General features: G+C 72.7%; 13 protein-coding genes and 1 pseudogene. 10 read left to right on the plus strand and 4 right to left on the minus strand.

The genetic code is table 11. The features are described 5' to 3' along the window. Together AB0924_RS11500 and gnd are read left to right on the plus strand one after the other, a co-directional pair. A pseudogene (locus AB0924_RS11500) lies at positions 1-396 on the plus strand (glucose-6-phosphate isomerase); the annotation flags it as partial. Positions 397-403: 7 nt separating this feature from the next. Next, the gene (gnd, locus tag AB0924_RS11505; RefSeq protein ID WP_366911229.1) at positions 404-1288 is read left to right on the plus strand and encodes a phosphogluconate dehydrogenase (NAD(+)-dependent, decarboxylating); all 885 of its coding nucleotides are present in this window, start codon (positions 404-406) and stop codon (positions 1286-1288) included. Between the two features lie 73 nt (positions 1289-1361). Here the strand turns inward: gnd and AB0924_RS11510 are convergent, their stop codons facing one another. After that, entirely contained in the window at positions 1362-3155 is a 1794-nt protein-coding gene (locus AB0924_RS11510; protein ID WP_366911230.1) for a TIM barrel protein, read from the minus strand. 67 nt (positions 3156-3222) lie between these two features. Then, positions 3223-4101, minus strand: coding sequence for a shikimate dehydrogenase (locus AB0924_RS11515; protein WP_358928068.1), 879 nt, complete (start codon positions 4099-4101; stop codon positions 3223-3225). 142 nt (positions 4102-4243) lie between these two features. On the opposite strand from AB0924_RS11515, the gene AB0924_RS11520 reads away from it, so the two are divergent. Both AB0924_RS11520 and AB0924_RS11525 read left to right on the plus strand, forming a co-directional pair. Beyond that, positions 4244-4909, plus strand: coding sequence for a TetR/AcrR family transcriptional regulator (locus AB0924_RS11520; RefSeq protein WP_358928066.1), 666 nt, complete (start codon positions 4244-4246; stop codon positions 4907-4909). A gap of 219 nt (positions 4910-5128) precedes the next feature. After that, on the plus strand, positions 5129-6484 hold the full coding sequence (locus AB0924_RS11525) for an MFS transporter (protein WP_366911231.1): 1356 nt from the start codon (positions 5129-5131) through the stop codon (positions 6482-6484). A gap of 463 nt (positions 6485-6947) precedes the next feature. On the opposite strand, the gene AB0924_RS11530 is transcribed toward AB0924_RS11525, so the two are convergent. Next, a complete protein-coding gene (locus tag AB0924_RS11530) occupies positions 6948-7544 on the minus strand; it encodes a TetR/AcrR family transcriptional regulator (protein ID WP_366911232.1) in 597 nt (198 codons plus the stop codon). 79 nt (positions 7545-7623) lie between these two features. Here AB0924_RS11530 and AB0924_RS11535 point away from each other — a divergent pair, with 79 nt between their 5' ends. Beyond that, a complete protein-coding gene (locus AB0924_RS11535; protein ID WP_358928107.1) occupies positions 7624-8559 on the plus strand; it encodes an NAD(P)-dependent oxidoreductase in 936 nt (311 codons plus the stop codon). Between the two features lies 1 nt (position 8560). Here the strand turns inward: AB0924_RS11535 and AB0924_RS11540 are convergent, their stop codons facing one another. Next, entirely contained in the window at positions 8561-9001 is a 441-nt protein-coding gene (locus AB0924_RS11540) for a PPOX class F420-dependent oxidoreductase (RefSeq protein ID WP_358928060.1), read from the minus strand. Between the two features lie 99 nt (positions 9002-9100). Between AB0924_RS11540 and AB0924_RS11545 the strand changes: the two genes are divergently transcribed. From AB0924_RS11545 to AB0924_RS11565, 5 genes are all read left to right on the plus strand, one after another. After that, positions 9101-9685, plus strand: coding sequence for a TetR/AcrR family transcriptional regulator (locus AB0924_RS11545; RefSeq protein ID WP_366911233.1), 585 nt, complete (start codon positions 9101-9103; stop codon positions 9683-9685). After that, the gene (locus tag AB0924_RS11550; RefSeq protein WP_366911234.1) at positions 9682-11043 is read left to right on the plus strand and encodes an MFS transporter; all 1362 of its coding nucleotides are present in this window, start codon (positions 9682-9684) and stop codon (positions 11041-11043) included. Before AB0924_RS11545 ends, AB0924_RS11550 begins: the two co-directional genes overlap by 4 nt. A gap of 68 nt (positions 11044-11111) precedes the next feature. After that, a complete protein-coding gene (locus AB0924_RS11555; protein ID WP_366911235.1) occupies positions 11112-12335 on the plus strand; it encodes a serine hydrolase domain-containing protein in 1224 nt (407 codons plus the stop codon). 187 nt (positions 12336-12522) lie between these two features. After that, the gene (locus AB0924_RS11560) at positions 12523-13164 is read left to right on the plus strand and encodes an RNA polymerase sigma factor (RefSeq protein WP_366911236.1); all 642 of its coding nucleotides are present in this window, start codon (positions 12523-12525) and stop codon (positions 13162-13164) included. Further along, positions 13157-14095, plus strand: coding sequence for a CU044_5270 family protein (locus AB0924_RS11565; protein ID WP_366911237.1), 939 nt, complete (start codon positions 13157-13159; stop codon positions 14093-14095). Before AB0924_RS11560 ends, AB0924_RS11565 begins: the two co-directional genes overlap by 8 nt. The last annotated feature ends 27 nt before the right edge of the window (positions 14096-14122 follow it).

Raw genomic sequence — 14122 nt, forward strand, 5'->3', positions numbered from 1 at the left:
GGTGAGCTCGCGGCCCAGCACGACCTGTTGATGGCGAACTTCTTCGCCCAGACCCAGGCCCTCGCCTTCGGCAAGACCGCCGACGAGGTCCGCGCCGAGGGCGTGCCGGACGAACTCGTCCCGCACAAGACCTTCCCCGGCGACCGGCCGACGACCACCATCCTCGCGCGCGAGCTGACCCCGTCCGTGCTCGGCCAGCTCGTCGCCCTCTACGAGCACAAGGTGTTCGTGCAGGGCGCGGTGTGGAACATCGACTCCTTCGACCAGTGGGGCGTGGAGCTGGGCAAGGTCCTCGCCAAGCGCATCGAGCCCGCCCTGACCGAGGGCGCCGCCGTGCCCGGTCTGGACCCGTCCACCACGGCCCTCGTCGCCGCCTACCGTTCTCTCAGGAAGTGAATAGATCATGCAGCTCGGTCTCATCGGTCTCGGCAAGATGGGCGGCAACATGCGCGAGCGGATCCGCCGCGCAGGCCACACCGTCATCGGCTACGACCGCAACCCCGAAGTCTCCGACGTGAAGAGCCTCGAAGAGCTGGTCGAGAAGCTGGACGCGCCGCGCACGGTCTGGGTGATGGTCCCGGCCGGCACCGCCACCCAGGGCGTCGTCGACGAACTCAAGGACCTGCTGTCCGAGGGCGACACGGTGGTCGACGGCGGCAACTCCCGCTGGACGGACGACGAGAAGCACGCGGCCGAACTGGGCGTCAGGGGCATCGGCTTCGTCGACGCCGGTGTCTCCGGCGGTGTGTGGGGCCTGGAGAACGGCTACGCCCTGATGGTCGGCGGCGACAAGGAGCACGTGGAACGGCTCGGGCCGATCTTCGAGGCGCTCAAGCCCGAGGGCCCCTACGGCTACGTCCACGCGGGCCGGGTCGGCGCCGGGCACTTCTCCAAGATGGTCCACAACGGCATCGAGTACGCCATGATGCAGGCCTATGCCGAGGGCTGGGAGCTGCTGGAGAAGGTCAAGTCGGTGGACAACGTCCGCGAGGTGTTCCGCTCCTGGCAGGAGGGCACCGTCATCCGCTCCTGGCTGCTGGACCTCGCGGTGAACGCCCTGGACGAGGACGAGCACCTGGGCAAGCTGCGCGGATACGCGGAGGACTCCGGCGAGGGCCGCTGGACCGTCGAGGCCGCCATCGACAACGCGGTGCCGCTGCCGGCGATCACCGCCTCGCTGTTCGCGCGGTTCGCCTCCCGGCAGGAGGACTCGCCGCAGATGAAGATGATCGCCGCGCTGCGCAACCAGTTCGGCGGCCACGCCGTGGAGGCGGCGAAGAAGGACTGACCTCGGGGGCGACGGCGGCGCCGTCCCCCGTGAGCGGCCCGGGTCGTCCATGGCGACCCGGACCGCGGTGCGTTCAGTGCGGGGTGTGCTGCGCGGCCAGCCGCACCGGGGCGTTCGCGGCGCCGTAGCCCTGGTAGCCCGCGTCGCGCTGGACCAGCTCGAAGAAGACCCGGCCGACGGTCACGGTGTAGCAGTGCCGGAACGCGCCGCCCGCGTCCCGGTCGTAGAGGATGCCGAGGTCCCGGTACGTCTCCAGCTCGCCGGCCTCGAACTCGTACCGCGCGGCCAGGTCGTCGTGGTAGTTGGCGGGCACGGGCAGCAGCCGACCGCCCGCCGCGCGGAAGGCGCGGGCCGCGGCCACCACGTCGTCGGTGGCGAGCGCGATGTGCTGGGCGTGCGCGGTGTCGTCGGTGGGCGCCGCGCCGACGGACAGGGCGATCCGCACACTGCCGTCGGCGTTGCTGACGGCGCGGCTGCGGAGCAGGCCGTAGGGGTCGGCGAGGTCGACGCTCCGCTCGGCGTCGAGACCGAGGACGCTGCGGTGGAAGAGGGCCGCCTCGTCGAAGTGGTGCCAGGGCTGGGTGAGGGCGAGATGGTCGACCCGGATGGCGCTGGGCGCGGGGGATCCGTGGTCCGGCAGGTCCTCGAAGTCGGCCCGCCAGTCGGGGAGTTGATCCCCTCCGGTGGCACAGAAGAACAACTCGGTGCCGTCGGGGGCGGACACCGCTTCCAGCGGGGCGTCCCCGGGATCGCGGCGGCGGGGCAGGACGGGCGCGAGCAGGGTCTCGGCGCGGCGCGCGGCGGCGGCCGGGTCCGGGGACTCCAGGCCGATCGCGGCGAGCCGGGTGCCGTCCCGGCGGGCGGCCGGGCCGGTGTTGACGAGGACCCGGGCCCGGCCCGACTGCCACAAGTCGACGGGCTTGCCGCGGTGACGGGCGACGCGGGTGAAGCCGAGGGCGGCGAGGACGGCGGTGACCGGTTCGGCGTCCGCGGTGAGCAGTTCGGTGAAGGCGACCCCGGTGGGTACCACGGGCGCGGGCAGCTCCGCCACGCCGGCGGCCTCCTGCAGGAGCAGCAGGGAACGGTGGGCGTCCACGGCGGTCGGGCCGGCGTCGGCCTGCCGGAAGACGTCGTTGAAGACCTCCAGCGAGAGCGGTCCGGCGTATCCGGTGCGCAACACGTGCCCGAGCAGGTTCGCCAGGTCGAAGCCGCCCTGACCGGGGAAACACCGGTAGTGCCGGCTCCACTGCAGGACGTCCATGGCGAGCAGCGGGGCGTCGGCCAGCTGGAGGAAGAAGATCTTCTCGCCGGGGATGTCCGCGATGCCTTCGAGGCTCTTGGGGCCGGAGCCGCGGGAGAGGATATGGAAGCTGTCCAGGCAGGTGCCGAGCGCCGGGTGTCCGGCCGTCTCGACGATGCGCCACGCGTGCTCGTAGGTGTTGACGTGCCGCCCCCAGGCCAGCGCCTCGTAGGCGACCCGGATGCCGAACTCCCGCGCCAGGTCGGCGAGCCGGCTGAGCTGACCGGCGGCGTGTGAGTCGTCGTCCACGGCGTGCGGGGAGACGCTGGAGCAGACCAGGACGGTGTCCGCGCCGAGCCGGTTCATCAGCTCGAACTTGTGCCGGGCACGGCGCAGGTTCCGGCCGAACTCGGCCTCCGGCACCGCCTCGACGTCGCGCATCGGCTGGTAGAGGTCGATGGTGAGGCCGAGGTCGGCGCAGCGGGCCCGGATCTCCTCGGGGCTGAGCGGGCTGGCGAGCAGGTCGTTCTCGAAGATCTCCACCCCGTCGAAACCGGCCCGGGCGGCGGCGGTGAGCTTCTCGGTGAGCGAGCCGCTCAGTGAGACGGTGGCGATGGACGTACGCATCCGGGTGCCTCTCTGCGTCGGAGCTGCGTTCGGGCGCCGCGCCGGGCGGCGACGGGATCGTTCGGCGCTACTTCGGCGTGGTCACGGCGCCGGCCAGCTCGGTGAGGTCCGCGAGCATCCGCGCTCTGTCGGGTTCCCGGCCGGTGAAGAGCCGGAACGCGTCGGCGGCCTGGAAGGCGGCCATGCCACCGCCGTCGAGGGTGGCGCAGCCCGCCGCCCGGGCGGCACGCAGCAGCTCGGTCTCCAGCGGGCGGTAGACGACCTCCGCGACCCACAGCCGCGGACGCAGCAGCTCGGCGGGGAGCGGCAGGCCCGGGTGGGCGGCCATGCCGGTGGGGGTGGCGTGCACGATGCCGTCGGCGCCGGTCAGCAGGTGTGCCAGGCGGTCGGGGGTGGCCGGGGCCGCCCGGCCGTCGCCGAAGTGCCGGTTCAGGGAGCCGGCGAGGGCGGCGGCCCGCTCCGGCAGGGCGTCGACGACGGTGACCCGCCCGGCGCCGAGGGTGAGGGTGGCATGGGCGACCGCCGCGCCCGCGCCGCCCGCGCCGAGCTGCACGACGCGCTCCAGCGACACGTCCGGGAGGCCGCGCGCGAAGGCGGCGGCGAACCCGGTGACGTCGGTGTTGTGGCCGACCGCGCGCCCGTCCTCGCCGAAGACGACCGTGTTGACCGCGCCGAGGGCCCGGGCCTGCGGGGCGAGCCCGTCCAGGTGCGGGACGACGAGCTGCTTGCACGGGTGGGTGATGTTGAGCCCGTCGTACCCCAGGTCGCGGGCGGCCCGGACGAGGTCGCCCACCGCCTCCGGCGGGACGCCGAGGGTGTCGATGCCGATGGTCCGGTAGAGGTAGCGCAGCCCCTGGCGGTCGGCCTCCCGTTCGTGCAGGGCCGGACTGAGCGACGGGCCGATGCCGGAACCGATCAGCCCGACGAGATACGAGTCCTTGGCCACGAAGCCCTCCCGGCACGCTCACTAATGTACGAACTAGTACGTTAGCTATATCAGCAGTGGCCGTCTTCGGGAAGACCCCTACGGCCCGCCCCACCCCTGCTTCTACAATCACCGGCACTGGCCCTACGCCCGAAGGAACCCGATGACCAGCGTCGACGAACCGGTACGACCCGGCGGGCGGACACGGGACGCCGCCCGCACCCAGGCCGAGATCCTCGACGTGGCGACCCAGGAGTTCGCCCGGGCCGGCTACGACGGCGCCCGGGTGGACGAGATCGCGGCCCGCACCCGCACCACGAAGCGGATGATCTACTACTACTTCGGCGGCAAGGAACAGCTCTTCACGGCCGTGCTGGAACGGGCCTACGGCGTGATCCGCGAGGCCGAGCAGCAACTCGACGTCGAGCACCTGGACCCGGTCGCGGCGATCCGGCGGCTGGCCGAGGTGACCTTCGACCACCACGAACTGCACCCGGACTTCATCCGTCTGGTCAGCATCGAGAACATCCACGGCGCCGAGCACATCGCCGCCTCGGAGAAGCTCGGACGGATCGGCTCCCCGGCCCTCGAGGTGATCCGCCGGATCCTGGCCGCCGGGCAGGAGTCGGGGTTGTTCACGGCCGATGTGGACGCCGTCGACCTGCACGCGATGATCAGCTCGTTCTGCTTCTTCCGGGTCGCCAACAGGCACACCTTCGGCGCGCTGTTCGGCCGCGACCTCGTCGACCCGGCACAGCGCGAGCACTACCGCGCCATGCTCGGCGACATGGTGATCGCCTACCTCACGGCGGAGCGGGCCGCGGACTGAGCCGCGGCCCCGGGCGGCGACCGCGAGTCGCGCCCGCCCCCGGCCGCGCCGGCCGGAGCCGCGCACGGGCCCTTGACAGCAGGGATACGCGGGCGCAACATCCCACCCACCACGACTAACTATCCAGTGGGTTAATTAGCAGCCGTGATCCGGCCCTTCGCCCCGCCGCTCACTCCCCCTGCCGTCCGGAGGGTGGAGTCCTCCCGAAGGAGCACCGCCGTGTCCGTGCCCGCCCCAGTCCCGGCCGAGGCCCCGCCCGGCCAGCCCAGGAAGGCCGCCCTGGCCGCCTGGATCGGCAGCGCGCTCGAGTACTACGACTTCTTCATCTACGGCAGCGCCGCCGCGCTGATCTTCCCGAAGGTGTTCTTCGACGCCTCCGACCCGGCCACCGCGACCCTGCTGTCGCTGGCCACGTTCGGCGTCGCCTACGCCGCTCGGCCCGTCGGCGCGCTGTTCCTCGGGCACTTCGGCGACCGCCTCGGCCGCAAGAAGATCATGGTCTTCACGCTGCTCCTGATGGGCCTGTCGACGTTCCTGATCGGCTGTCTGCCCACCCGCGCCCAGGCCGGCGGACTCGCCCCGATCCTGCTGGTGCTGTGCCGGATCCTGCAGGGGATCTCGGCGGCGGGCGAACAGGCCAGCGCCAGTTCCATGAGCCTCGAACACGCGCCGCCGGGCAGGCGGGGCTTCTTCACCAGTTTCACGCTCAGCGGCACGCAGGGCGGCCAGCTCATCGCCACCCTGGTCTTCATCCCGGTCGCCCAGCTCCCCGAGGACCAGCTGCTGTCCTGGGGCTGGCGGGTTCCGTTCTGGCTGAGCGTGGCGGTCGCGGTCGTCGGCTACGGCATCCGGCGCCGGCTGGAGGAGACCCCGGCCTTCGCCCGGCAGGCGGCGACCGAGGGCGTGGTCCGGCTGCCGCTGGCGGTGCTGCTGCGCGAGCACTGGGCGGACGTGCTGCGGGTGATCGCGGGCGCGCTGGTCGCCTCGGTGAGCACGATCTTCACGGTGTGGGCGCTGGCGTACGCGACCAGCGACGCGGTCGGCATGTCCCGTACGTCGATGCTGTGGGTGGGGGCGCTGGCCAACGTCGTGGCCCTGGCCGCGATCCCGCTGTGGGCGACGCTGTCCGACCGGATCGGACGCCGTCCGGTGTACCTGATCGGCACGGTGGGCAGCGCGGCGGCGATGACCGGCTACCTGTGGGCGATCTCCACCGGCTCCTATCCGCTGACCCTCGTCCTCGGGATCGTCGCGTTCGGCATCGTCTACAGCGCCGCGAACGGGGTGTGGCCCGCTTTCTACGGCGAGATGTTCGCGACCCGGGTCCGGCTCTCCGGCATGGCCATCGGCACCCAGATCGGCTTCGCGGTGGCCGGTTTCGCGGTCACCTTCGCCGCGGAGATCGCCGGTCCGGGCGGTGACGACTGGTCGGCGGTGGCCCTGTTCACCGCGCTGCTGTGCGTCCCGCCGACCCTCGCGGCGCTTTCCGCCCGCGAGACCCACAAGGTCCCGTCGGACCTGCTGGGCGAGCGAACGGCCCGCAAGGAGCCGCACCCGGAGACGGTGTCGGCCTGAGTCCCGCCGGCCAGGGCTCCGGACGCCGACGGGCTCCGGGGCCCTGCGGCGCGCTGCACCCCGCTGTCACGAGGAAGGGGGGCGGGCTTATGAGAGCGGAGGGCCGCCGCTTCGCGAAGGCGGAGGGCTGGCGCCCCACACGTGCGGGCGGGCGGACTGCGGGCGGGCGGACTCGCCGGGACGAAAGAGCTCATGGCCTCGCGAGAGCGGAGTGCTGACGCGCCACGAGCGCGAGCAATCAGACTCACCAGGGCGAAGGACCGCAAGGCCTTACGAAGGCGAAGGACCGCAAGGCCTTACGACTGCGGGCACGCCGACTCGCCGGGGCGAAGGACCTCATGGCCCCAACAAGGCGAAGGCCCGGCGCCCCACGACTGCGAGCACCCGGACTCACCAGAGCGAGAGCCCGCAGCGCTCGCGAGGGCGAAGGGCTGATGCCCCATGACGACCGGGGGCCGTGGCCTCACTGAGAGCGGCTCGCCGCCGCGTCGAGCAGGGGGCCCAGTTCGCGCACCGCCGTCTCCAGCGGACGGACGTCCCGCTCGGCCCGAGCGATCAGGATCGCGCCCTCCAGGGTGCTGATCATCAAGGTGGCCAGGGAGTCCGCGCGTGCCGCCGGGACGCCCATGCCGGTCAGCGCCTCGGCCACCGGGCCGCGCCAGGCCGCGAACGCGCTCGCCGCCGCCTCACGAATGGAGCTGCCCGACGAGGCGCGGTCCACGGTCGCGGCGGCGACCGGGCAGCCGGCGGCGAAGCCGTCCACCCGGTACTCCTCCGTCCACTGCGCGGCCATCGCCGTGAACAGCGCGCTGGGCGCGGGCTCTTCGAGGGCCGCGACGAAGCGGGCGACACGTTTGCCGGCGTACCGGCCGGCCCATGCCACGGCCTCGTTGACCAGTTGCTCCTTGCCACCCGGGAAGTAGTGCTGGAGCGAGCCGCGCGGTGCCCCGGCGAGGGCGGCGACGTCCCGCATACCGGTCGCGGCGACCCCGTCCCGCCGGATCAGCTGGGCCGCGCTGAACACCATCCGCTCGCGCGGTCCGTACCGCGACTCCGCCATGACGGACCTCCGATCACCCTCACCCCTCACTCTATGACCGGCGTCATAACGGCCGCTACTATGACGACGGTCATAGCCGATCCGGAGGTCCCGCGCGGAACTCCGCCGGAGTGAGGGGCGCCCCGTGAACGTCGCGAACGTCGGTTTCATCGGTCTCGGAGTGATGGGCCGGCCCATGGCGCTGCGGCTGGCGGCATCCGGCACGCCGCTGGTGGTGTGGAACCGGACGCCGGGGCGAGCCGAGCCGCTGCGTGCGGCGGGCGCCGAGGTCGCGGTGAACGCCGCCGGGGTGTTCGCGCGGGCCGAGGTGGTGCTGCTGATGCTCGCCGACGAGGTCGCGACCGACGCCGTCCTCGGCCGCGGCACCCCCGGCTTCGCCACGCGGGTCGCCGGGCGCGTCGTCGTCCACATGGGCACGACCTCTCCCGAGTACTCCCACACCCTGGAGACCGACGTCCGGGCGGCCGGCGGCCGGTATGTCGAGGCGCCCGTCTCGGGGTCCCGCGTCCCGGCGGAACAGGGCCGGCTGGTGGCCATGCTGGCGGGCGAGGAGTCCGCCGTCGACGCCGTACGACCGTTGCTCGCACCCCTGTGCCGGGAGACGTTCGTGTGCGGTGCGGCACCGAACGCGCTGGTGATGAAGCTGTCCGTGAACCTCTTCCTGATCACTCTGGCGACGGGGCTGACCGAGGCGTTCCATTTCGCCGAGCGGCAGGGGCTCGACCCGGGCCTGTTCCTGGACGTGGTGGACGCCGGCCCCATGGCCAGCGGGGTGTCGCGAATGAAGGCACCGAAGCTGCGCGAGCGGGACTTCGCGGTGCAGGCGGCCGCCCTGGACGTGCTGAAGAACAACCGGCTCATCGCCGAGGCGGCCCGCGGGGCACACCTGGCCTCGCCGCTGCTGGACGCCTGTCACGCCCTGTTCGAGGAGACGGTGTCACTGGGACACGGCGGCGAGGACATGGTGGCGGTGCTGCGGGCGATCGAGGCGCGGACCGCCGCGGCGACGCCGTAGCTCAGCGCTTCGGGATGCCGTACACCCGCTCGACGCGCAGCCGCAGCACGAGCCGGCGGTCGCGGACCATGGCGGCCCGGTAGTCGTCCCAGTCCGGATGCTCACCGGAGACGTCCCGGTACAGCCGGACCAGTTCCTCGACGGTCTCGTCGTGCGGGTCCCGGGCGACCGGCGAGAGCTCGGCGGTGCCCTCGGCGACCGCGTAGGCCCACCGGTCGGCGGTGGTGACGTGGTAGGACGCGCGGGGGTCGCGCCGCAGGTTGCGGGTCTTGGCGCGGTCGTCGGTGAGCGAGACCCGGATGATCCGCTCGTCCGGACGGTAGACGTGGGTGACGTTGGACAGCTGGGGCCGGCCGTCCTTCTTGAGGGTGACCAGCACCCCGCCGTGTCCCTCACCGAGCAGCTTGAGCAGTGCGTCGTCCTGCGTGGCGTCCTGAGTCATACCTGGGTCAACTCACCGGGGCGGGCCGCGCATTCCCGCTCGCGGCACGGAACGGAAGACGAGTAGACACTGTCTACGAGCACCTGGTAGACAGTGTCTATGACAGCTGATCCCGACTCGGGCCTGCGGGCCCGCCTGGTCGACGCCGGCGTGGCGCTGGTGGCCGCCGAAGGGGCACAGGCACTGACGCTGCGGGAGATCGCCCGCCGGGCCGGGGTGTCGCACGGGGCGCCCCGGCGCTACTTCCCCACTCATCTCGAACTGCTGTCGGCGATCGCCCGCCGCGGCTTCGCCGACCTGGCCGACCGGGTACGGGCGGCCCTCGACGGAGCCGGGCCCGATCCGCGCGAGCGGGCGACGGCACTCGCCCGGACCTATCTGGCGTTCGCCCTGGACAACGCCGCCATGTACGAGCTGATGTTCCGTCACGATCTGCTGGAGAGCGGCCACTTGGGTCTTCGGGACACCAGCCTGCCCCTCTTCGGGCTGCTCACGGAGCTGACCGGCCTGATCAGGCCGGATGCCGACGCCCGGCGGGTGGCCGGTGCCCTTTGGGCGAACCTGCACGGCATCGCCCAGCTGTGGCGCTGGGGAAGTCTGCAACTCGCCACGGGCGCCGACGACTTCGCTCCCCTGCTGGACGCGGCCGTGCTCGCCCATCTGGGCCCGGCGGCCGCCCGGTGAACCGCCGGACGACGCTGGCGAGCAGTGTGGCGGGCGCCGTGCTCGTCGCCCTGGACGGCACGGTCCTCACCGTCGCACAGCCCTCCCTGCAGCGGGCGCTGCACGCGTCGTACACGCAGGTGCAGTGGACCAGTACCGCGTATCTCGTGGCGGTGGCGAGCCTGCTGGTGTTCGCGGGGCGGCTCGGTGACCGGTACGGACAGCGGCGGATGTTCGCCGTCGGCATGCTGGGGTTCGGCGGGGTGTCGGCGGGCATCGGACTTGCGCCCGGGATCGGCTGGGTGATCGGACTGCGCGCCGCGCAGGGGATGTTCGGGGCGCTGCTGCAGCCCGCCACGCTCGGCATGCTGCGCGCCGCCTTCCCGCCGGACCGGCTCGCGATGCCGCTCGCCGTGCGCACCAGCGCGATCGGACTGGCGGCAGCCGTCGGCCCGCTGCTGGGCGGGGCGCTGGTGAGCGGCCTCGGCTGGCGGGCGGTGTTCTTCCTGGGCGTGCTGCCGGCGGTGGGCTTCGGGCTGACGGCCCTGGTCCGGACGGGACCGGAACGGCCGCCGGTGAGCCGGGCCCCGCTCGACGTACCGGGCGCCCTGCTCCTGGCCGTGTCCCTGGCCTGTCTCGTGCACACCCTGGTCGCGCTGCCCGCCACGACGACCGCCACGGCGGCCGGGCTGGGGGGCGCCGTGCTCGCCGGTGCCGCGTTCGTCCGGCACGAACGGCGGGCGGCGGGTCCGCTGATGCCGCCCCAGGTGATCAGCTCGCCGGCGGCCGGCGCTGCGCTCGGTGTTCTCGTCGCCGTGTCGGCCTCCATGTTCGGCACCCTGTTCGTCGAGACGTACGTCCTGCAGCGCCGGCTCGGTCTCGATCCGTTCGACAGCGCGCTGCGCGGTGTACCGCTGGCGGTGCTGATGGTGGTGTCCGCACCGCTGTGCCCGCCGCTGCTGCGCCGGGTGGGCGCGCGGTGCGCGGTGGCGACGGCGACGGCGGTGCTCGCGGTGGGCGTGCTCGTCCTGTCCCGGGCCACCGGAGCGCTCGCCCAGGGGGTCGCCTTCGCGCTGCTGGGCGCCGGGTTCGGCACGGTGATGGTGGCGGCCACCCATGTCGTCGTACGGCGTGCGGACGTGGCGGTGGCCGGGGTGGCGGGCGGGCTGCAGCAGACGGCGCTGAACGTCGGGCCCGTGGTGGGGGTGGCGGCGGGCACCGCGCTGATGGACGCGGGAGCGGGGACCGCGCTGCTGGCGCTCGCCGGGATGGCCGCGGCCGCCGTGCCGATGGCCCGCGCGTTGCCGGGGCGGGACGTCGTGTCGATCACACCCACCACGGCGGACGGGGTCCCTCCCGGCGTTCCTGCGCGACGATGAGACCGTGCGGCCGGTCCGGCGGGAATGCCGGTCGTGCCGCGCGGGTACGACGCGACCGGAGGAGAGCGATGGCAGAGCTGCGGCAGGAAGCCGACCCGGGTGAGGCCGGTCTGGACCCGGAGGCGCTCGACCGCCTGGACCGGCACTTCGCCCGCCTCGTCGACGAGGGGCGGCTGCCCGGTTACCTGGTCTCCGTGGCGCGCGGCGGCCGCGTCGCCCACCTCACCGTCTACGGCCACCGGGACCGCGCCGCCGGGCTCCCGGTCGGGGCGGACACCCTGTGGCGGATCTACTCCATGACCAAGCCGGTCACCGCCGTCGCGGTGCTGCTGCTGGTCGAGGAGGGCCGTCTGTCCCTCGACGACCCGCTCGAACGGCATCTGCCCGCGTTCGCGGCCCCTCGGGTCCACGAGGGCGGCTCGGGCGCGGACCTGCGCACCCGCCCGGCCGGTGGCCCCATCCTGATCCGGCATCTGCTCACCCACACGGCGGGCCTGACCTTCGGGTTCTACTACAAGCACCCCGTCGACGCGCTGTACCGCGAGGCGGGCCTGGAGTACTCGGTGCCGCCGGGCAAGGACCTCGCCGAGACCGTCGAGGTGTACGCGCGCATGCCGCTGCAGTTCGAGCCGGGCACCCGGTGGAACTACTCCGTCGCCTCCAATGTGCTGGGCCGGGTGATCGAGGTCGTCTCCGGGCAGCCGCTGGACGAGTTCTTCGCCGAGCGGATCCTCCGTCCGCTCGGCATGACGGACACCGGGTTCCACATCACCGACGAACAGTCCGGCAGACTGGCCGAGTTGTACGGCGAGACGGAGGACGGCGGCATCACACCGGTCCCGGGGCTGCCGGTACGGGGCCGGCCGCTGTTCCTGTCCGGCAGCGGCGGCCTGGTCGCGTCCGCCGGGGACTTCCACCGGTTCATGGAGATGCTGCGCCGGGGCGGCGAGCTGGACGGCATCCGCCTGCTGTCGCCCGAGTCGGTCGCCCGCATGACCGCCAACCAACTGCCCGGCGGCGCCCAACTCGACTCCTTCGGCGCCCCCGTCCACCAGGAGCGCTCCAACGCGGGCCTCGGCTTCGGCTTCAACGTCTCCGTCGTCGTCGACCCGACCCGCACCCTCGCCCCGACCAGCCAGGGCACCTACGGCTGGACCGGCGTCGCCACCACCGCCTTCTGGATCGCCCCGGCCCACGACCTGACCGTCCAGTTCATGACCCAGGTCCGCCCGAAGAACCTGAAGGTCTTCCCGGACCTGCGCCGCCTGGTGCACGAGGCCCTGCTCGACTGACACCCTGCCGCGGCCCTGCGCCATGCTCTTCCATGTCGTCGGATCCCCACCGGGCGCACTGCCGCCCTGACCAGATTTCTGTGACGCAGGTCACTTTCAAGCTTGGAACTCGTAAACGGCCATCGGCGAACAGCGGGTGACCCTACTCCGAGCCCGAAGGACGCGACATGAACCACAGAGGTGGAACGTGACCCTCCTGCCCGCCACCGGTGCCGCGTTCGCCCTGGCGGCGAACGCGAGCGGCACCTCCGACGGCTCGGTCATCGAACGGTCGTGGGAGACACCCGACGCGTTCGCCGTGATCTTCGACCGGTACGCCGACGACATCCACCGCTACATCGCGCGGCGCCTGGGCTCCGACATCGCCGACGACCTGATGGCGGAGACCTTCGTGATCGCCTTCCAGCGCCGGCGGCGCTACGACCTCTCCCGCCCGCACGCACGGCCCTGGCTGTACGGAATCGCCACCAACCTGATCGGCCGTCACCGCCGGGACGAGGCCCGCCGGCTGCGGGCGCTGTCGCGGATGGCGTCGCTCCCGGAGGAGCGAGAGAAGCAGGCCGGCCCGGAGGACGAGGTCACCGGCGCCGCGGAGACACACGGCCCCCTGGCCGGCGCCCTAGCCGAACTGCCCGCCCGGTACCGGGACGTGCTCCTGGTCATCGCCTGGGGAGAGCTCGACTACGCGGAGGCCGCACAGGCGTTGGGCCTGCCCGTCGGCACGGTGCGCTCCCGCCTCCACAGGGCCCGCGCCAAGCTGCGCCGGGCGCTGGGCGGCCCGGAGCCGACCATCTCTACCGCACCTCAGAAGGGGACCGATCATGGATGAACTGACGACGGTGCGCGCGTGGGACACCGGCCGGCAGGGGCCGTCCGACCAGGCCCGTAGCGCCGCCCGGGCCCGCCTGGAGGCGGCCATGGCAAAGGAGTTGAACGGCGCCCCGCCCCTTGCGAACCGGCTGAGCCGGCGGATCGTGCTCCGCACCGCGTTCGCCGGTGCGACGGCGGCCGCCGCGGGCGCCGTCGTCGTGGCGCTCGAAGGCGGAGACGACCGCCCGCCGCGGCTGGACCCGGTCAGTGCGGCGGACGTGCTGCGCAGGGCCGCCGACAGATCACGCGCAGCGGGCGGCGACCTGCCCGTGCCGCGCGACGACCAGTACTTCTACACCCGGACCTTCGTCACCCGGGTACCGGTGAAGGGCGGGCGGACCAGGACGTGGACCGACGAGAGCTGGATGTCGGTGGACGGCTCGAAGCCGTCTCTGCGCCAGGAGCACGGAAAGGTTCACCACGACCCTCCGCTCGGCAAGCACGAGGTGCGGTGGCCTCCGACCGTCTACTCCGAGCTCCAGAAGATGCCGACGGACCCCGACAAGCTGCTGGCCCTGTTCGGGGGCAATGAAGGCGCGCCCGGCACCGACGTGATGGCCTTCTTCGAGGGATGCATGCTGCTGATGGGACCGCGTGTCATGCCCCCCGGTCTTCAGGCTGGCGCCTTCGAGGCACTGTCGAAGCTTCCGCACATCCGGCTCGACTACGACGACGCGGACGTCGCCGGCCGCAAAGCCGTCGGAGTCTCGCACCCGAAGGCGTCGTTCACCTTCCTGTTCGACCGCAGGACGTACGACTATCTGGGCCTGCGCACCAAGGGGAGTTCGCCGAAGAAGATCCACGGCGAGTGGAAGCAGGTCAACTACTACTACGAGACCAGGACCCTGAAGGACATCCAGGTGGTCGACCGCATCGGGCAGCACGGCTGACCAGCGGGACCCGGACAAGGCTGGGGG

Source organism: Streptomyces sp. NPDC047869 (assembly GCF_040704065.1).
Lineage (GTDB): Bacteria > Actinomycetota > Actinomycetes > Streptomycetales > Streptomycetaceae > Streptomyces.

What these genes read in the sequence shown, in the direction of transcription:
- AB0924_RS11565 (WP_366911237.1), top strand. Translation starts at nt 13,157, where the DNA reads ATGGATGAACTGACGACGGTGCGCGCGTGGGACACCGGCCGGCAGGGG.
- AB0924_RS11510 (WP_366911230.1), bottom strand. Translation starts at nt 3,155, where the DNA reads ATGCGTACGTCCATCGCCACCGTCTCACTGAGCGGCTCGCTCACCGAG.
- gnd (WP_366911229.1), top strand. Translation starts at nt 404, where the DNA reads ATGCAGCTCGGTCTCATCGGTCTCGGCAAGATGGGCGGCAACATGCGC.
- AB0924_RS11520 (WP_358928066.1), top strand. Translation starts at nt 4,244, where the DNA reads ATGACCAGCGTCGACGAACCGGTACGACCCGGCGGGCGGACACGGGAC.
- AB0924_RS11530 (WP_366911232.1), bottom strand. Translation starts at nt 7,544, where the DNA reads ATGGCGGAGTCGCGGTACGGACCGCGCGAGCGGATGGTGTTCAGCGCG.
- AB0924_RS11545 (WP_366911233.1), top strand. Translation starts at nt 9,101, where the DNA reads ATGACAGCTGATCCCGACTCGGGCCTGCGGGCCCGCCTGGTCGACGCC.
- AB0924_RS11555 (WP_366911235.1), top strand. Translation starts at nt 11,112, where the DNA reads ATGGCAGAGCTGCGGCAGGAAGCCGACCCGGGTGAGGCCGGTCTGGAC.
- AB0924_RS11540 (WP_358928060.1), bottom strand. Translation starts at nt 9,001, where the DNA reads ATGACTCAGGACGCCACGCAGGACGACGCACTGCTCAAGCTGCTCGGT.